Source organism: Neptuniibacter marinus, from assembly GCF_965223595.1.
GTDB lineage: Bacteria > Pseudomonadota > Gammaproteobacteria > Pseudomonadales > Balneatricaceae > Neptuniibacter > Neptuniibacter marinus.
Genome location: NZ_OZ245004.1, coordinates 2,499,092 through 2,517,528, shown reverse-complemented (window position 1 = coordinate 2,517,528; position 18,437 = coordinate 2,499,092). Strand labels below are relative to the sequence as shown.

The 18,437-nt window shown below is 42.7% G+C and carries 20 protein-coding genes; 17 read left to right on the top strand and 3 right to left on the bottom strand.

What is annotated here, in order from left to right; all coding sequences use genetic code 11:
• The first annotated feature begins 152 nt into the window (after positions 1-152).
• Positions 153-3,053, top strand: a complete 2,901-nt coding sequence (locus ACOQOE_RS11955) for a cache domain-containing protein (RefSeq protein ID WP_420554093.1) — start codon at positions 153-155, stop codon at positions 3,051-3,053.
• A complete protein-coding gene (locus ACOQOE_RS11950) occupies positions 3,050-3,751 on the top strand; it encodes a response regulator transcription factor (RefSeq protein WP_067868235.1) in 702 nt (233 codons plus the stop codon). The genes ACOQOE_RS11955 and ACOQOE_RS11950 overlap by 4 nt, the downstream gene beginning before the upstream one ends.
• A 36-nt stretch (positions 3,752-3,787) precedes the next feature.
• Here ACOQOE_RS11950 and ACOQOE_RS11945 read toward each other — a convergent pair whose 3' ends face one another.
• Positions 3,788-4,357 carry a peroxidase-related enzyme gene (locus ACOQOE_RS11945; protein WP_067868238.1) on the bottom strand — a complete coding sequence of 190 codons (570 nt, stop codon included), beginning with the start codon at positions 4,355-4,357 and terminating at the stop codon, positions 3,788-3,790.
• Positions 4,358-4,536: 179 nt separating this feature from the next.
• Here ACOQOE_RS11945 and ACOQOE_RS11940 point away from each other — a divergent pair, with 179 nt between their 5' ends.
• Positions 4,537-5,037 carry a GreA/GreB family elongation factor gene (locus tag ACOQOE_RS11940; RefSeq protein ID WP_075107972.1) on the top strand — a complete coding sequence of 167 codons (501 nt, stop codon included), beginning with the start codon at positions 4,537-4,539 and terminating at the stop codon, positions 5,035-5,037.
• Positions 5,038-5,061: 24 nt separating this feature from the next.
• Here the strand turns inward: ACOQOE_RS11940 and ACOQOE_RS11935 are convergent, their stop codons facing one another.
• Positions 5,062-5,529, bottom strand: a complete 468-nt coding sequence (locus ACOQOE_RS11935) for a hypothetical protein (RefSeq protein ID WP_067868244.1) — start codon at positions 5,527-5,529, stop codon at positions 5,062-5,064.
• A 126-nt stretch (positions 5,530-5,655) separates the two neighbouring features.
• The gene (locus ACOQOE_RS11930; RefSeq protein ID WP_067868246.1) at positions 5,656-6,789 is read right to left on the bottom strand and encodes a GNAT family N-acetyltransferase; all 1,134 of its coding nucleotides are present in this window, start codon (positions 6,787-6,789) and stop codon (positions 5,656-5,658) included.
• Between the two features lie 142 nt (positions 6,790-6,931).
• Here ACOQOE_RS11930 and ACOQOE_RS11925 point away from each other — a divergent pair, with 142 nt between their 5' ends.
• The 14 genes from ACOQOE_RS11925 to pal all read left to right on the top strand — a co-directional run bounded on the left by ACOQOE_RS11925 (position 6,932) and on the right by pal (position 18,436).
• A complete protein-coding gene (locus ACOQOE_RS11925; RefSeq protein WP_067868249.1) occupies positions 6,932-7,375 on the top strand; it encodes an HIT domain-containing protein in 444 nt (147 codons plus the stop codon).
• A gap of 332 nt (positions 7,376-7,707) precedes the next feature.
• Positions 7,708-7,935, top strand: coding sequence for an FmdB family zinc ribbon protein (locus ACOQOE_RS11920; protein WP_067868251.1), 228 nt, complete (start codon positions 7,708-7,710; stop codon positions 7,933-7,935).
• A gap of 87 nt (positions 7,936-8,022) precedes the next feature.
• A complete protein-coding gene (aspS, locus tag ACOQOE_RS11915) occupies positions 8,023-9,786 on the top strand; it encodes an aspartate--tRNA ligase (RefSeq protein WP_067868254.1) in 1,764 nt (587 codons plus the stop codon).
• A 125-nt stretch (positions 9,787-9,911) separates the two neighbouring features.
• Positions 9,912-10,652, top strand: coding sequence for a YebC/PmpR family DNA-binding transcriptional regulator (locus tag ACOQOE_RS11910; protein ID WP_067868257.1), 741 nt, complete (start codon positions 9,912-9,914; stop codon positions 10,650-10,652).
• A gap of 179 nt (positions 10,653-10,831) precedes the next feature.
• Positions 10,832-11,350 (top strand): crossover junction endodeoxyribonuclease RuvC, encoded by a 519-nt coding sequence (gene ruvC / locus ACOQOE_RS11905; RefSeq protein WP_067868352.1) that lies wholly within the window; start codon positions 10,832-10,834, stop codon positions 11,348-11,350.
• A gap of 45 nt (positions 11,351-11,395) precedes the next feature.
• Positions 11,396-12,055, top strand: a complete 660-nt coding sequence (locus tag ACOQOE_RS11900; RefSeq protein WP_067868260.1) for a trimeric intracellular cation channel family protein — start codon at positions 11,396-11,398, stop codon at positions 12,053-12,055.
• Positions 12,052-12,684 carry a Holliday junction branch migration protein RuvA gene (gene ruvA / locus ACOQOE_RS11895; RefSeq protein ID WP_420554092.1) on the top strand — a complete coding sequence of 211 codons (633 nt, stop codon included), beginning with the start codon at positions 12,052-12,054 and terminating at the stop codon, positions 12,682-12,684. Before ACOQOE_RS11900 ends, ruvA begins: the two co-directional genes overlap by 4 nt.
• An 11-nt stretch (positions 12,685-12,695) precedes the next feature.
• Complete coding sequence (gene ruvB / locus ACOQOE_RS11890; protein ID WP_067868266.1) at positions 12,696-13,706, top strand: Holliday junction branch migration DNA helicase RuvB; 1,011 nt, start codon at positions 12,696-12,698, stop codon at positions 13,704-13,706.
• A gap of 179 nt (positions 13,707-13,885) precedes the next feature.
• The gene (locus tag ACOQOE_RS11885) at positions 13,886-14,266 is read left to right on the top strand and encodes a TraR/DksA family transcriptional regulator (RefSeq protein WP_420554091.1); all 381 of its coding nucleotides are present in this window, start codon (positions 13,886-13,888) and stop codon (positions 14,264-14,266) included.
• 205 nt (positions 14,267-14,471) lie between these two features.
• Complete coding sequence (gene tolQ, locus ACOQOE_RS11880) at positions 14,472-15,152, top strand: protein TolQ (RefSeq protein WP_231867985.1); 681 nt, start codon at positions 14,472-14,474, stop codon at positions 15,150-15,152.
• A gap of 26 nt (positions 15,153-15,178) precedes the next feature.
• Positions 15,179-15,595 (top strand): protein TolR, encoded by a 417-nt coding sequence (gene tolR, locus ACOQOE_RS11875; RefSeq protein WP_067868274.1) that lies wholly within the window; start codon positions 15,179-15,181, stop codon positions 15,593-15,595.
• 9 nt (positions 15,596-15,604) lie between these two features.
• Entirely contained in the window at positions 15,605-16,495 is an 891-nt protein-coding gene (gene tolA, locus ACOQOE_RS11870) for a cell envelope integrity protein TolA (protein WP_420554090.1), read from the top strand.
• A 29-nt stretch (positions 16,496-16,524) separates the two neighbouring features.
• Complete coding sequence (tolB, locus tag ACOQOE_RS11865; RefSeq protein ID WP_231867987.1) at positions 16,525-17,823, top strand: Tol-Pal system beta propeller repeat protein TolB; 1,299 nt, start codon at positions 16,525-16,527, stop codon at positions 17,821-17,823.
• A 97-nt stretch (positions 17,824-17,920) separates the two neighbouring features.
• The gene (gene pal / locus ACOQOE_RS11860) at positions 17,921-18,436 is read left to right on the top strand and encodes a peptidoglycan-associated lipoprotein Pal (RefSeq protein ID WP_303415184.1); all 516 of its coding nucleotides are present in this window, start codon (positions 17,921-17,923) and stop codon (positions 18,434-18,436) included.
• Position 18,437: the final 1 nt, after the last annotated feature.

Sequence of the window (18,437 nt, the reverse complement as noted above, 5' to 3'; positions counted from 1 at the left end):
CTTCTGCTGTTATTTTTATTAGCAGCAGATTAAAGCTTAAATCTTGCTCAACTATTTTGAGAATCTAACCAAATGTAACAAGCGAGTTGAGAGTGGTAACTTTGTGTTACATTCTTCGGGTTGTTGAGCAATGATGGGAAGATGAATTACTGATGCAGCGCCACGCTTCTATTACTATCCGTTTGTTTTTAATGCTGCTTGTGTTGATCGGCAGCATCTTTGGCTCGATCTATTGGCTAACGGTTCCATTAATAAAAGAAAATGTCTTTGGCTTAGAGCTGCACTCTAATCGCCAAGTGCTAAATATTGTTTATGATTTGGCAAACCGTATGTACGCCAGTACAGAAACCTATATAGATAACACCCTTAATTCCCATGAGCAGCGATTAAAGTCAGTATTAGATATCGCTGAAAAACATATAGAGGTTAGCTTGAGAGATGGGCAAACTGCGGGATTAAGTGATGAGCAAGTTTGGCAGAAAGTGTTTGCTGATCTACGTGAATTTGACTTTGGTAATGGTGATTATATTTGGATCGCTGATTATGATGCTCGCCTGTTATCTCACCCCGATAGTGAGTTCAATAATAAGAGCATGTCGAGGGTTATAGGCCCTGAGGGTAAGCTTATTATTCCTGAAATATTAGATAAAGTGCGTGAGGATAAACAAGGGTTTTATAAATATAAATGGCAGCGCCTGAATAATAATACCAAAGTGATTGATAAATACTCCTATGTAAAAGACTTCTCTGAGTGGGGCTTTGTTATGGGGGCGGGTGTTTATATTGATGATATTCAGAATGAAGTTGAGTTACAGAAGCAGCGCGCAATTTTTGAGATTAATAAAGCATTAAAAAATGTAAAAATTGCAACGAATGGTTATCTATATGTCTTTGACTCAGAAGGGAATATGCTATTTCATCCCAACCAGAATATCCATGGAACTAACTTTACAAAGCAGCTTAACCCCGTCACACAGCAACCGATCTATCAGGATCTTATGGCCGTGGCTGATTCGGGTAAGGAGCTTTACTATAAGTGGGACCGGCCCGATGATCAGGGCAATTACATTTATGAAAAACTATCTTTAGTACGTCATTTATCGGGCTTTGATTGGTATATCAGTTCCTCCGTCTATTTGGATGACCTTAAAGCGAGCTCAGTACAATTAAGTCAGCGGCTGATGGCGATGGGGTTCTTTGCATTACTTGCCGCTATTGTTCTAGCTTTTCTATTTGCTGAGTGGCTGACTTCGCCTATTAAGAAGCTTTCATCGACAGCTTATAAAATCAGCCGAGGTAATTATTCTGCGAAGACAGGTATTCATCGTAATGATGAGTTAGGCCTTTTAGCTGAATCGTTTGATTATATGGTTGATCAGCTGCGGGATAATATTAATACCCTTAATTCACGTGTAAAAGCGCGTACTAAAGAGTTATCTGAATCCAACTACCAGTTACGTGATGCTGTTCTCTCTATGGAGTTGGCTCAAACAGAATTACGTGCAGTTGAAACGCGGCAGCGACTTATTCTTAATGCGCTACCGGCTCAAGTTGCATACTTAGATAAAGAACAGCGCTTTGTCTTTGCTAACCGTGAGTACCTAGATTTATTTAACCAGAGTAAAGATGAGATTGAGGGAAAAACTCTTAAAGAGGTGGTTGGCGATGATATGTATAGAGAGATTCGGCCGAATATAGAACGGGCTCTTGAAGGGCAAACTGAAGTATATGAGTACCTATTTCAGGAACAAGACAGAGAGATGCTAACCCGTCGAACTGTATTGCCGTTTTATAATGATCAGAAAAAAGTGGTTGGTTTTCTTAACCTTTCTATCGATATTACCCATGAGCGGGAAACGGAACGGCGTTTGGCTGAAGTCAGCAAAATGAAAGCGGTAGGTCAGATGTCAGGCGGATTAGCTCATGATTTTAATAATCTATTGACTATTATCTTAGGTAATTTGCTTGAGCTTCAACGGCATAAATCTATACCGGAAGAACTACAAGATAACTTGAATCCAGCTATTCGTGCGACAAGGCGGGGTGCTGATATGACAAAACGGTTATTGGCTTTTTCTCGTCGACAATCGTTATCTCCTGCACGTATTAAATTAGGCGGATTAATCCATGAGCTCGTTGATTTATTGGCGGCACCATTGCCAGATAATATCAATTTACTGACCGAGATTAAGCCCGAAACACCGGATGTTTATGTTGATGCTGCTCAAATGGAAGATGCCTTAGTTAATATAGTATTGAATGCAGTGGATGCAATGAGCCGGGGAGGGATGTTGTGTTTAACCGTTTCGGGTACAACATCTACCGCGTCAGATATTGTCAGTGGCGGGTTTGATGAAGCGGTAGCGGCGGGTGAGTATGTTTTAATTTGTATTACCGATACAGGGGATGGGTTTACGGAAAAAGCGCTTAAAAAAGCCTATGAGCCGTTTTTTACCACTAAAGGTACCGGAGCTGGCTCAGGACTGGGCTTAAGTATGGTGTATGGTTTTGTAAAACAGTCGAAGGGTTATCTGCGCATACGTAATCGATGCGATATTCATGAAGGGGAAACGGGCGCTCAGATAGATCTTTTACTGCCTGCAACGCTAGGTATTGAATCTGAAGGTAAGGTGAACCAGCAGGCCGTAGTCAGATCTCCTTTTTCAGCAAAAGGGGATCGCGCTTTAGTTTTATTGGTGGAAGATAACCAAGATCTACGTCAATTAGTGCGTAAGCAATTAACGGACATGGGGTTTGTTGTTATTGAGGCTAATAGTGGCGATGAGGCTGCGTTGTTGCTGGCTGGATTAGAGAGGGTTAGTGGTGTTGTTTCCGATGTAGTGATGCCAGGTCATAAGAATGGCTACGATGTTGCGGCGCTGGTTAAAATGCAGCACCCAAATGCTTTTGTTGTTTTAATGACCGGTTACACGGAGAACCCTCCTGAAACCGATTTTGATTTTAATTTGTTACAAAAACCTTTTGATGCAGATGCATTAGCACAGGCGATCTCGCCCGAGTTAGTTGATAAGAATAAGAAGGATAATCCATGAATGGATACAGTCCATTAATTTATGTTGTTGAAGATGAAGAAGATCTAGGGACGTTGATTTGTTCTTCCTTGAGTAGTTACCGTTATCAAGTGGAATATTGCGCTAATGGCGAACAGTTATTTGCTGCTTTAGATCGTCAGCTGCCGGAGATCTGTATTGTTGATCTGAACTTGCCAGATATTGATGGTATGCAGTTAGTAAAAGAGTTAGAGCATAAGGCGGTTGGGGTGATTATTGTGTCTGGCCGTGATGGTCTAGCTGATCGTGTTTTAGGCCTAGAGTTTGGTGCAGATGATTACATTACTAAACCTTTTGAACCTAGGGAGCTAGTGGCGCGGGTACAAAGCTTACATCGCCGTCTTGAAAAACAGAAACAGCAATCGGCTCAGTGTCCTAAACAAGCACTATTTGCGAATTGGAAATTTCAACCAGAGTCGCTTCATTTAAGCCGAGATCAATACAGTGAGTCGTTAAGTCGAGCGGAAGGGGATATGCTGTTAGCCCTGTTAAAACATCCTTTTCAGATTTTATCTAGAGATCAGCTATTGGGGGAAAATTGCGTTCCCTATGATCGAAGCATTGATGTGCGAATGTCTCGCTTGAGGAAGAAAATTGAGTCAGATCCTCAGCATCCAGAGTTGATTAAAACCGTTTATGGGGCTGGTTATATGCTAACGACGGAGGTTAAATGGCAGTAGCGCCACCTTAGCTTTTAGGTGACGCTACCTTTAGGTTTATCGACCCATCGTATAAAACTCAGGATTAGGCTGCATCGCACTTATAATCGCCATTCTGTTTGATAGGCCAAAAAACGCACAGACGCTGGAGATATCCCAGATATCTTCATCATCTAATCCCTGTTTGTAGAGATGGTTATAATCTTCTTCGTTAATCTGCTCCGGTGTACGACATAGTTTCATACTGAAATCGAGAATTGATTTTTGCCGCTGAGTTATTGCACTGTGGTTATGGTTAATACTGATTTGGTCAGAGAGTATAGGCTGTTTCGTGATAATTCTTAACACGGCGCCGTGAGCAACGACACAATACTGACAGCCGTTTGCTGAACTGGTAGCAACCACAATCATCTCTTTCTCAGCTAAGCTCAAATTAGCTTCCCTATTCATGATTGCTTGGTAGTAATCGAAGAATGCACGAAACTCATCAGGGCGGCGAGCTAAGGTCAAAAATACATTAGGGATAAACCCTGTTTTCTCTTGTACTTCGGTGATGATCGCCTGAATATCTTCAGGTAGATCATTCAGGTTGATATAGTGATAGCGACATACGTCTGTGTTAAACATGGCCTTTCCTTATTTTTATAGGGTTTATTTGCTCTGATATAAATGCATTCAGATAGCTAAGAGTAAAAACAGGAAATGCTGCACAATGTTGAGTGAATCCTAACGAAATGTAACCAGAAATGATTTAATACTCCGTCTAAGACCGACCAATCAGATTGATAAAAAGTAGATAGATTCTCTTGAATAAATATAAATTACTTAAACAGGTTGTTATGGCGTTAGAGCGAGACTATCAAAACGCTATAGCCGCTGCAGAACGAGCACATCAAAGTGCCACGGATAAAGAGAACGTTGCTGAAAATAAGTACGATACATTGGGCTTGGAGGCGGCGTATCTTGCCGAAGGTCAATCAAGACGGGTTATGGCGTGTGAAGAGGAGTTAAGGTCGTTTCAGCAGTTACTTGAATCTTCAGGCAATGATGAGGAGGTCGATGAGATTGGTGTGGGCTCATTAGTTAAGCTTGAGGGTGAAATAGGGGCAGTGAAATACCTGCTTATCGGGCGTTTAGCCGGTGGTTTAAAGGTGAAATATGATGATCACAATCTTGGGCAGGAGGTGATGGTAATAACGCCCTCATCTCCATTAGGTAAAGCGTTAATGGGCTTAGGGCTTGGTGATCAGGTTGATATAGGAACTGCTACTGATAAAAAGAGTTATCAAGTAGCAGCGTGTTATTAAATTATCGCGCTAGGAAGGTGATGATTAACCCATTTTGGCAAGTTTAACTAACGTGTTGATGGCAACTTTTAAGTTCTCTAATGCTTGGCCTGCAGGTACTGATTGTTTTGCACAATCGTTGATAGCAACCGCAAAGTCGGTATAAAAACGGGTGTCTTTGTATTGCTTTTTAAGTCCGCCGACTATGGTGGCTTTATACTCATCCACTTGCTTTTGCATCGCTTTGGCTTTGGCTGCATCGCCACCATTAAATTTAAGTAGACCCGGTGTTACGATCTCTTGTTGAATAAAGTTGTCATATCCACCTAACCCAAGACGTACGGCATTTAGATCTTCTTGTGGGTATTTATCAGGCGCAGAATCCAATTTATATTCAACAAAATCTATAACCCCTTGGCAGGTCTGCATATTATTGATTGAAGGCGCAGCGAGTGCAGAGGTCGCTAGTGGTGTGATAAGAACCGCGAGTAACAGGTTTTTGCTAATATTCATTGATCTTCCTTTAGCCATTTATTGTCTAGCGGTCGGATGGTATAGATAGCTTCATCACACCGATTTAAATACTGTTTTCCGATAGTGGCATATCTACATAAACAATGGAAATTGTTGGCTATTTAATTACTCATTGGCTTTGAAGGGAAGAAATTTACTGAGTTCTATCATCTGTTCATCCACCATAGCCGTTTCTTCCGCGATAAAGTTCTTAATCGCTTGGTTAAATCCTACCTCTTTTACGTAGTGACTAGACCAGGTAGCTATAGGTTGAAAACCCCGTTGAATTTTATGCTCGCCTTGGGCTCCTGAATCAAAGCGTTTTAGATTGTTTTGGATGCAGTAATCGATGCCTTGGTAGTAGCAGGTTTCAAAGTGTAGGCTGTCGTATTCGTCAAAGCAGCCCCAGTAGCGACCATACAAAGTGTCAGAATCTTTAAATGATAAGGCTGAAGCAACGGGGCGTTCCCCTTGCATGGCTATAACAAGGAGAAGGTTATCGGGCATTGTTTCTTGTAACTTAAAGAAAAAATCTTTGTTTAGATAAGCTTCACGTCCGCGCTTTAAGTAGGTCATACGGTAAAAATCATAAAACTGCTCGATCTGCTGGTGGCTTATCTCATGGCCACTGAGCTGTATATGGCTGATCCCTTGCTCGATCACTTTCTGCCGTTCTTTTTTTACATTCTTTCTTTTTCTTGAGGTGAAATAGCTTAAAAAGTGTTCAAAGCTTTTATAATCTTGATTAAACCATTGATACTGACAGCCTTTGCGCAACATTAATTTGGGCTGCGCTAAATGGTTCTTTTCATATTCGGTTGGAAAAAGGAGATGGAACGAGTTAGCGCCTAATTTCTCGCAGAGTACAGGTATTTGGGCGCGAATAGTGGCTAGCAAAGGAGCGGGATCTTGTTGTGTTAATAGCCTCGGGCCCATAACGGGGGAGAAGGGGATGGCACAGACCAGCTTAGGATAGTATTTGAGCCCATGTTGCTGGTAAGCATCGGCCCACGCCCAGTCAAACACGTATTCACCGTAAGAGTGGTTTTTTAGATAGAGCGGCATAATAGCGATAGTTATACCGTTATCTTGTAGTTGTAGGTGTATCGGCTGCCAGCCTGATTGAGCGGAGGCGCTGCCTGATTCTTCCAATGCGTGAAGAAACTCATAGCGGAGAAAAGGGTTATCAGTGGGAGAGAGCTGATTCCATAGGTTTTTATCTATATCGCTGATCTTATGGCTGAATTTTATTTCCAGCATATTGTTGGTACCCGCTTTCTTTTATAGTTGCTAAGCTTTAATTTGAGGATAATGATTGTTAGTGACCTTTTAAACTAATTTATAGGTCTATCTTTCTTTGATTGTATGGGGCGTCATCCCCATTGCATATAGGGGCATAAAAATGGATGAGCTAGAACTTGAATTTGAACTTCATCCCCAACTTGCAGCTGATTGTATTGTATTGGGGGACTTTCCTGTTAGTCGTTTATTATTGTTGAATGATGCGAACTATCCTTGGTTTATTTTAGTTCCGCGCCGTGCAGGAGTCACCGAAACTTATCACCTGTCAGATGAAGATCAATGTATTTTGATGAAAGAATCCTCTTTTTTAGCGTCTAATCTTGCTGATGCGTTTGCCGCTAAAAAAATGAACATTGCCGCTTTGGGTAATGTGGTTCCTCAGCTTCATATTCATCATATTGTGCGTTACGAATCTGATAAAGCTTGGCCTGCGCCGGTCTGGGGTAAGTTTCCTGTGCAACCTTACACGGCTGAACAGCTAGATGACGTGCGCTCTAAGCTTGAAGTCTTATTGGCAGGTGAGCTCACATTTGAGCTTCATTAAACCTGTAGACGTTTGCTTAGTGGATAAAATATTAAGCATTTAAAGGAGCTGGCGTCTACGGGTTAAGGCTCTGCCTTTTAATGTAAGGTAAGTGTTTAAGTATTCGCTTAGATATAGGCTCTGATCATAATAAGGCAGGCCTTCTATTGTGAAGCCAATAATCTAGAAATCTATAAAACTACTTAGGTTTAGTTACTTTCATTCTGTTAAATTCACTTCAAATAGCTCTTTCTGCGATCAATGCGGGTAGGGGCCTGTCACCATCAAATAATTCAGGTATAATCCGCCGTTTTTAATAGGTTTATCCTTAGCAGTTTGAGGACTTATTTCGAATGCCAATCTTTGATTTTAAGTGTGATAGCTGTGGTCACGAATTTGAGAAGTTAGTTCTTAAAAGTGATGCACCAGCGCCAGTTTGTGTTTCATGCGCAAGCAGTGATGTAGTTAAAAAAGTATCAGCACCGGGCTTTCGTTTATCAGGCTCTGGTTGGTATGAAACAGATTTTAAAACCGGTAAGAAGAAAAATCTTGCAGGTACACCGGACAGCTCCGCTAGCTAAGGTTAGCGAAGAGTACTGGATAGATTATTAATTCATAGGCGATTGGGTGTAGACCCGATCTATTTAAGTTAACAGGAACAGTAAATTATGCGCAGTCATTATTGCGGCGATCTTAGAAAAGAGCATATCGGTGAAGACATTACACTGGCAGGTTGGGTGCACCGTCGCCGTGACCATGGTGGCGTTATCTTCCTAGACGTGCGTGACCGTGAAGGTATTACGCAGGTTGTATTCGACCCCGATCGTGAAGAGAGTTTTACTCTTGCTGATAGCTGTCGTAATGAGTTTGTTATCGAAATTAAAGGGACTGTGCGTGCGCGTCCTGAAGGTACAACTAATGCTGATATGCCGACAGGTGAGATCGAAGTATTAGGTAAAGAACTGGTTCTATTGAACAAGTCTGAAACACCTCCCTTCCAGTTGGATGAACATCAACAGGTGGGTGAGGATGTTCGTTTGCGTCATCGTTACATCGATCTACGCCGTCCAGAGATGCAGGAAAAACTGCGTTTCCGTTCTAAAGTATCTAACTCGATCCGTAACTTTTTAGATGATAACGGCTTCCTAGATATTGAAACGCCTATTCTTAACCGTGCAACGCCTGAAGGTGCGCGAGACTTCTTGGTGCCAAGCCGTATCCATGAGGGATCGTTCTTTGCATTGCCGCAGTCACCACAGCTGTTTAAACAGTTGCTGATGGTCTCTGGTTTTGATCGTTACTATCAAATTGCTAAATGTTTCCGTGATGAAGACCTGCGTGCAGACCGTCAGCCTGAATTTACCCAGATTGATATTGAAACATCCTTTATGGATGAAGAATCAATCATGGGCCTAACTGAAAAAATGGTTCGTAAACTATTCCTTGAGCTTAAGGGTATTGACCTGGGCGATTTCCCACGCATGCCTTATTCTGAAGCGATGCAGCGTTTTGGTTCTGATAAGCCAGATCTCCGTTTTCCAATGGAATTGGTTGATGTTGCGGATTTAATGGCCGAGATTGAGTTCAAAGTCTTTGCCGGCCCAGCTAAAGATCCTAAAGGCCGTGTTGCAGCACTTAAAGTACCAGGCGGAGCTAAGCTGACACGTAAAAATATCGATGATTACACTAAGTTTGTTAGCATTTATGGTGCTAAGGGCTTGGCGTGGATCAAAGTGAATGAAATTGAAAACGGCGCGAATGGCCTTCAGTCACCTATCATCAAGTTCTTAGGTGATGATGTAACGATGGCGATTATGGAACGCTTAGGCGCAGAAAATGGCGATATTGTTTTCTTCGGTGCTGATCAAGAAAAAGTGGTTTCTGAAGCACTAGGCGCTTTACGTATTAAAGTAGGTGAAGATCTTGAAATGTCTCAGCGCGAGTGGGCGCCACTTTGGGTTGTTGATTTCCCAATGTTTGAAGAGACAAGTGATGGCGGTTTAACTGCGCTTCATCATCCATTTACGGCACCAAGCTGCTCACCAGAAGAGCTTAAAGCTGATCCGCTAGCGGCCCTGTCACGTGCGTATGACATGGTGCTTAATGGTTGTGAGCTGGGTGGCGGTTCTATCCGTATCCATGATCAAGAGATGCAAGCCAAAGTACTTGAAATCCTAGGTATTTCTGACGAAGAAGCTGAGGATAAATTTGGCTTCCTACTAACGGCCCTAAAGTTTGGTGCGCCTCCGCATGGTGGTTTAGCATTTGGTTTAGACCGTTTGATTATGCTGATGACTGGTTCGGAGTCTATCCGTGAAGTTATCGCTTTCCCTAAAACGCAGAGTGCATCTTGCCCGATGACCAACGCGCCAGGTGAAGTGAGCGCTGTTCAGCTTCGTGAATTAAATATTAAATTACGTAAAACGCCTTAGTTTTCGTTTTATAGTAATAGGGCGCTTAAAGAGGCCTTTTAGTCTTAATAATAAACTGCCTTCGGGCAGTTTATTTGTATTTATAGACCATTATTTTAAAACATACGGTAGATAGGGAGAGGGTGATGGCTGGTCATTCTAAATTTGCAAATATTAAACACCGTAAGGCGGCGCAAGACGCTAAGCGTGGTAAGGTTTTTACTAAGCTGATTCGTGAACTTGTGGTTGCTGCAAAAGAGGGCGGCGGTAATCCTGATGACAACCCTCGTTTACGTGCGGCGGTTGATAAAAGCCTTGGCGCTAATATGAAGCGCGATACCATCGATAAAGCGATTCTACGTGGAGCAGGGGGCGCAGAAGGCGATAATTACGATGAGTTAACCTATGAAGGTTATGGTGCCAATGGTGTGGCAATTCTTGTTGAGTGTATGACAGATAATGTTAATCGTACGGTTGCTGGAGTACGCGCTGCTTTTAATAAGTTTGGTGGAAACTTAGGTACAAGTGGTTCGGTTGCTTACCTATTTGATAAGAAAGGTCAGATCACCTTTGGGGACGATCTGGATGAAGAGATTGTTATGGAAGCCGCACTTGAGGCTGGTGCTGAAGATGTGGTTACTAATGATGATAACTCTATAGATGTGTTCACCGATTGGCATGAGTTCATGGATGTAAAGCAAGGTTTGGAAGATGCAGGCTTGCAGCCGGTTCATGCGGAAATTGCGATGATTCCATCAACAACGGTTGAGTTGGATGTAGATGCGGGGCGAAAAATACTAAAGCTGATCGATGCGCTAGAGGATTTTGATGATTCTCAGAACGTTTATCACAATGCCATTATCCCTGAAGAATCGATGGACGAATAATTTGCTTTCCTCTTTCTAATGGCCGGGATTATACTCTCGGCTTTTTTTATTCCTCAATATTAGTGGGTTCAGGGTTTTTAAAATGGGCTAGCTCCTGTATTCTTTGCTGTATAAATAAACAGTATTTTTTTTGGGTTGGTGATTTTGAACCGCAATTTGAATCAGAATGTATTAAACAGATGCTTATATTAGGAATAGATCCAGGGTCGCGCATCACAGGTTACGGTGTGATTAATAGTGTTGGCAATAAAAATGAATATGTTGCTAGCGGCTGTATACGCATCAAAGGTGATGAGCTGCCAGAGCGACTACAGCAGGTTTTTACAGGGGTTTCTGAGGTCATAGAGCGTTATTGTCCTCAAGAGATGGCCATTGAACAGGTGTTTATGGCACGTAATGCTGACTCCGCTTTAAAACTAGGTCAGGCGCGTGGCGTGGCTATTGTGGCAGGCACTAATGCAGACCTTCCTGTTTATGAATACGCAGCGCGTAAAGTTAAGCAATCTGTTGTGGGCAAAGGTTCAGCTGACAAGGCACAGATCCAGCATATGGTGACTCAAATTCTTAAGTTGCCAGGCGCGCCTCAAGCGGATGCCGCTGATGCTTTGGCCATTGCGCTTTGTCATTCTCATACACGTAGCAGTTTGATTAAGACATCGGGCAGTATGTCGTCGCGAAATGCGAGTTGGCGCCGTTAATTTTCTAGTTGCTTAGGCAGCATTGTTACTTATAAGAGTTTAATCATGAGTTACGAATATTTTATCTATATTGCCGACCTTCTGGGTGTTGCGGTTTTCGCCACTGCGGGAGCTTTAGCAGCCCAAGGGAAGCGTTTAGATATTTTAGGGGTGGTAGTGTTAGCTATTGTGACCTCAATTGGTGGCGGAACTATTCGTGATATCACATTGGATATTCACCCGGTTGTTTGGATTGCTGATACGACTTACCTTTGGGTAGCGATTATTTCTGCGGTTGTTGCTTTTGTGGTGTGTCGCTATATGCAATACCCAAGAAGGTTATTGTTAATACTTGATGCGATGGGGTTAGCGCTCTTTACAGTTCTTGGTGCTGAAAAAGCCTTAGCATTAGAATTTTCACCGATTATCGCTGTTATGATGGGGGTAATAACGGGTTGTGCCGGAGGTATGATTCGTGACATTCTCACAGGTCAAATTCCGTTAATACTTCAGCGTGACGGCGAGCTTTATGCGACTTGTTCTATTGTCGGTGCGATATTCTATATTGCGTTTTATGAGGTGGTAGAAGAGCAGTTATTGGTACTTATAGCCATGTCGATAGTATTTGTTGTTCGCATGGCTACCATTTTTGCGAACTTGAAATTGCCAGAATTTATTGTCGCAGGGCATAAGTTAGAAGATATGAAAAAGGGACAGGATCAGTGATAGGTCGATTAAAAGGTGAGTTAATAGAGAAGCGCCCTCCACAATTGGTTATTGATGTGAATGGAGTGGGTTACGAGGTTGAAGCCTCAATGAACACTTTCTATCGCTTACCCGAATGTGGTTCGCAGCTGATTTTGTTTACTCACTTTGTGACCCGTGAAGATGCGCAGTTACTTTATGGTTTTTATGAACGGGAGGAGCGCACACTGTTTCGAACGCTGATTAAAGCCAATGGCGTAGGGCCCAAACTTGCAATCACAATTTTATCGGGTATTTCTACCGCCGAATTTGTACGTTGTGTTAATGATGGTGATACCGCATCGTTAGTAAAATTACCCGGTGTAGGCAAAAAAACTGCAGAACGTTTGATTGTTGAGATGAAAGATAAAATTCAGGCATTGGGCCTTGAAAGCTCAAGCGAATTTCAGCTGTCAGCTGCGGATGGCCCAGATATGGCCGCTTTTGAACCTGTTGCTGATTCTCGATCTGAGGCTGAAAGCGCCTTGGTCGCTTTAGGTTATAAGCCTGTTCAAGCGACTAAATCGGTAGCGCAAGCGGTAAAAGCTTTAGGTGCTACAAGTAGCAGTGAAGCGCTTATTCGTTACGCTCTACGAGCAATGGTTGGGTAGGAGTATTGTAAGTGATAGAAGCTGACCGATTTATCTCGCCGCTAAGTAATCCTGTAGAAGAGGCAACAGATCGAGCTATTCGCCCTAAAACCCTTGAAGATTATGTGGGGCAGCCTGTTGTACGTGAGCAGATGGAAATTTTTATTCAGGCTGCGAAGATGCGTAAGGAAGCTTTAGATCACACGCTTATCTTTGGTCCTCCAGGCTTAGGTAAAACTACATTGGCTAATATTATTGCCAATGAGATGGGGTCGGAGATTAAAACTACTTCTGGTCCAGTGCTTGAAAAGGCAGGGGATTTAGCGGCGATATTAACCAATTTAGAACCTAATGATGTTCTGTTTATTGATGAGATTCATCGCCTTAGCCCTAATGTGGAGGAGGTGCTTTATCCTGCGATGGAAGATTATCAGCTTGATATTATGATTGGTGAAGGCCCCGCAGCTCGTTCTATTAAATTAGAACTTCCACCTTTTACCTTAGTGGGAGCAACAACACGAGCTGGGTTGCTCACATCTCCACTGCGCGATCGCTTTGGTATTGTTCAGCGCTTAGAGTTTTATAATGTCGAAGATCTAACCAACATCGTTTCCCGTTCGGCTAATCTTTCTGGTACTTATATTGATGAGCAGGGCGCCTCGGAAGTAGCAAAAAGGTCTAGAGGGACACCACGTATAGCAAATCGCCTGTTACGTCGTGCGCGGGATTACGCTGAGGTTAAAGGTGACGGTAGAATCAATAATGATCTGGCAGATCGGGCCCTAAATATGCTGAATGTCGATCATCATGGTTTTGATCATCTGGATCGACGTATGTTGATGACAATGATTGATAAATTCGCTGGTGGCCCTGTAGGCGTTGAGAATTTAGCAGCGGCTATTAGTGAAGAACGAGATACGATTGAGGATGTTTTGGAGCCTTATCTTATCCAGCAAGGATTTATTATGCGAACTCCTAGAGGGCGTGTCGTTACTGATTACGCTTATAAGCATTTTGGGATTGATCGACCAGATGAAAGTTAAGGATTATTGTATTGATTAATACTTATCGCTGGTTTTCTTAAATAAACTTAATCCGATTCAGATCAATAAACCTTACTTTAAGTATGTTTTTATGTTGAAACTGATCTCCGTCAACCCTGCTTTATAGGTCTTAGGTCTAACATATCGATTACTATAATAAAGTAAGTGCAGGTATTGTTATGACGGTTAATCTTACGTTATCAGAGGTGGCGGCCTTTAAAAAGGAACTTCTCTACCTATTAGAGCAGTTACAAACTGAAGTGACAGAGGAAATGGGGCCGCAGATAAGCACTGGAGTGCAAACGCTACAGGTTCATGATTCCGGGGAAGATGCGGATGCCACCGCAGACTTTATGTTGAAAGTTGAATCCTTATCTAGGCATAACGAAGAGATAGCAGAATGCTTATCTGCGTTAAGTCGTATCAATGCAGGGGAGTTCGGTTTATGTACCGATTGCGGTGAGGAGATTGAATTGAGTCGTTTAAAGGCTTGTCCAACTGCCGCTCGATGTATTCGTTGTCAGTCTTTATATGAGCAAGGTTTGCAAAAAAGCGCATAATTTTTTTTACAAAACCCTTCATCACTTTTCTTGTATTAAACCAGCCTTTCTAGGCTGGTTTTTTTCTTGTATTAATTCTTCTGACTGTTATTGTTGATCCTAAATTTCTCTGCTGGGAAATAGATTGAACTTATCTGCTTTTGAGTAATCAGAAAGCAGGTTTGGGGTCTCTTTAACTGCTTAAATAGATAAGAAGGATAGTACTGTGGTCGAAAAAATGTCGATCTGGAGTTTGGTTGCAAATGCGAGTTTAGTTGTGCAACTGGTTATGCTAATGCTTTTGTTAGCTTCAGTGCTTTCTTGGATAATGATCTTTCAGCGTCAATCAGTGCTTTCCAAAGCACGTAAAAGCCTCAGGAAGTTTGAAGAACGGTTTTGGTCTGGTGTGGATTTAGGTCAGCTTTTCCGTGAGGTAAATCAGCAGCCTAATTCTGATTGTGGTGCTGAAAATATTTTCCGTGCAGGTATTAAAGAGTACACCCGCTTAACACAGCAGCAGGGGTATGATCCAGATTCTGTAATGGACGGCGTTGAGCGAAGCATGCGTGTTGCTTTAGCCCGTGAAGAAGATAAATTAGAACGTCATCTACCTTTCCTTGCGACCGTGGGATCCACAAGCCCTTATGTTGGACTATTTGGTACTGTGTGGGGGATTATGAACTCCTTTCGTGGTTTAGCTAATGTTCATCAAGCAACGTTAGCATCGGTTGCTCCAGGTATATCAGAAGCGCTGATCGCGACTGCGATAGGTCTTTTTGCTGCTATCCCCGCTGTAATTGCATATAACCGTTATTCGGCGCAAGTTGAATACTTGCTAGGTAATTATGAAACCTTTGCGGATGAATTCTCATCTATCTTGCATCGTCGTATGCATGCATCACACTAATTTTTCTTTTCAGGGAGTGTGGTCAGATGATTAGAAGGCATAAGAAAAAGCGTAAATTAAACGCCGACATTAATGTTGTGCCCTATATAGACGTAATGATGGTGTTGTTAGTTATCTTTATGATTACTGCGCCAATGCTCACGCAAGGGGTTAATGTTGAGTTACCTAAAGCAGCAGCAGAACCTGTAGATGATAAGGATAATGAACCCGTTATTGTGACGGTAAATGCTGATGGTGAATACTTTATCGATATTGGTGGTGACCCAGAAGAGGCGGTTACCGCAGAGGTCGTCCAAGATCGAATCAGTAAGATTTTGGCGACCAATCCAGATAAAATGCTATTAGTTCGTGGTGATCGCAGTGTTGATTACAATACGGTTGTGCAACTGATGGTTTTACTACAACAAGCTGGCGCTCCTAGCGTTGGCTTGGTGACAGAGTAGGTTCAAATTTTGCGTTTAAGTAGTTACCTGCTTCCCACTCTTTTTGCTGTTTTACTGCATGGGGTTGTGGTTGCCCTGTTGGCACAGAGTTGGTTTGATCATGAAGATTCGGCGCGTAAAGTGCCACGGCATGTTCAAGCTACGATCGTGGATATGAAAACAAAGAACGCGCTAAATAAAGCCGCGGCAGAGGCTAAAGCGAAACAGAAAGCCGACCTACAGCGTAAGGCGGATGCTGATAAAAAACGTAAAGCAGATGAGAAGAAAAAACAGTTAGCGAAAGAGAAAGCGGCTAAAAAGAAAGCAGCCGATAAAAAACGCCAACAAGAGTTAGCTAAGAAAAAAGCAGCCGATGCTAAAAAACAGGCAGAACAGAAGAAAGCGAAAGAGGCTAAGTTAAAGAAAGCAGCCGCAGAAAAAGCGAAGAAAGCTAAAGAAGCCGCAGCAAAAAAAGCTAAAGCTGATGCGGCTAAGAAAAAGGCAGATGCAGAACGCAAAGCAGAAGAAGCACGTAAAGCTGCAGAAGAGCAGGCTAGAAATGAAGCCTTGATTCGGGCTTTAGAAGAGGAAGAGGCTGCGATTGCGGCAGAAGAACAACGCGCAGCCGCCATGCGCTATGAAGCTTATATTGTTGGTCAGGTGACGCGTAATTGGCGACGTTCTCCAACAGCAAGAAATGGAATGGTGGTTGAGGTGACTGTTCATCTATTACCCTCAGGCCGTGTTAATGATCGTTATGTGACTAAATCAAGTGGTGATTCTCGGTTTGATAATGATGCACTGAGAGCGATTGATCGTGTTACTGTATTTGAAAAGCTACAGGAGTTAGATCCTGTTGTGTTTGACCGTTATTTTAGGAAGCGTGTTCTTCGGTTTAGACCTGAAGATTTACGGGATTAAGTTTTAAAGGGGAGTTAAGCGTGAAGAAAGTGTTTCATCTATTAATTGTGAGTTGTGCGTTACTGCTTTCCTCTGTTGCTAGTGCTGAGAGTGATTTAGCGATTGAGATCACCCAAGGCATTGATGAGCCAACCCCTGTTGCGGTTGTACCTTTTGCTTGGGGTGGGGCGTCAGCATTAAAAGAAGATATTGCTAAGATTGTTTCAGCTGATTTAGGTCGAACCGGCCTGTTTAAAATTATGGATCCTAAAAATATGTTGAGTTTCCCAACTCAGCAAACTCAGATCTATTATAGGGATTGGCGAATTAGCAAAACTGAGTTTTTGGTCATTGGCCGTCAAATACCTGCTGAAGGTAATCAAATAAAAGTTGAATTTGAGCTTTATGATGTCCTTAAAGAACAGCGTTTGTTATCCGAACGAGTATCTGGCACACAAGATAATTTACGTGATATAGCACACTATATATCGGATATGATCTATCAGAAGTTGACGGGGATTCGCGGTGCGTTTTCCACACGAATTGTTTATGTTACCGCTCAACAATATGGTGAAGGTAAAGTGAGTTACCGTCTTAAAATGGCGGACTCTGATGGTGCGCGTCCGATGACTATCCGTCAGCAGAGTGAGCCTTTAATGTCACCGGCTTGGGCACGAGATGGCTCGAAACTCGCCTATGTGTCTTTTGAAAGTGGCCGACCAGCTATCTATATCCAATACTTGGCAACAGGTAAACGTGAAAAAGTTCAATCATTTAGAGGTCTTAATGGTGCGCCGGCATGGTCACCAGATGGTAATAAATTAGCGATAGTCTTATCTAAAGATGGTAATCCAGAAGTCTATGTATTGGATCTAAGGTCCCGTAGTTTAGCCCGAATTACTCATCATTATGGGATTGATACGGAGCCTTCATGGTCTCCTGATGGTCAGTCTATTATTTTTACCTCCGACCGAGGTGGTCAGCCACAGATCTATCGGATCTATCTGCCGACCCGTCAGTTGGAACGAGTGACTTATGAAGGCAATTATAATTCACGTGGACGTTTGACCTATGATGGTCGCTTCCTCGCGATGGTACACAGAGGTGATGACAATGTGTTTCGAATTGCTGTTCAAGATTTGAAAACAGGCCGTTTAGATACGCTAACTGATACGTATCTTGATGAGTCGCCCACCATAGCGCCAAACGGTAGTATTATTCTTTATGCTACTCAAAAAGGAGTGAAAGGTGTGCTTGGTGGCGTGACCCTAGATGGTAACGTGCGCTTTATATTGCCGGCAACGAGTGGCGATGTTAGGGAACCCGCATGGAGTCCCTACTTGCAATAATTTCTTATAGACATTAACTTATGTCCTGATTTGGACATGGCGGCATCAATAACATTAAAAATGCTGGGTAAACCAGTAAATTTTTCAGGAGTGATCAATGCGAGCTTCCAACGTAACTAAAGCAGTTGCACTAGCCCTATCCGTTGCATGGGTAGCAGGTTGTAGTACATCTGGCACAACAGAAAGCACAGGTTCTACAGCAGGAACTGATACGGGTTCTACTCAAGGCGTAAGCCAGAACACAGGTGTTAGCGGTTCTTCTATGGACGATGTCGCAAACCTTCAAACTGTATTTTACTTTGACTTTGACCAGTCTGTTGTAAAAGCGGATGGTTTTGCTGATTTAGAAAAACATGCGGCCTATTTAGCAGCTAACCCATCAGCACAAGTAATACTTGAAGGTCATGCTGATGAGCGTGGTACTCGTGAGTACAACATGGCTCTAGGTGAACGTCGTGCTAAAGCAGTTTCTCGCTTCCTACAAGTTAATGGTGTATCTGGTTCTCAGGTTGAATCTATTAGCTTCGGTGAAGAGAAACCAGCCGTTTTGGGTCACAGCGATTCTAGCTGGAGCCAGAACCGTCGTGTGGAATTGAAGTACGTATCTCGTTAAT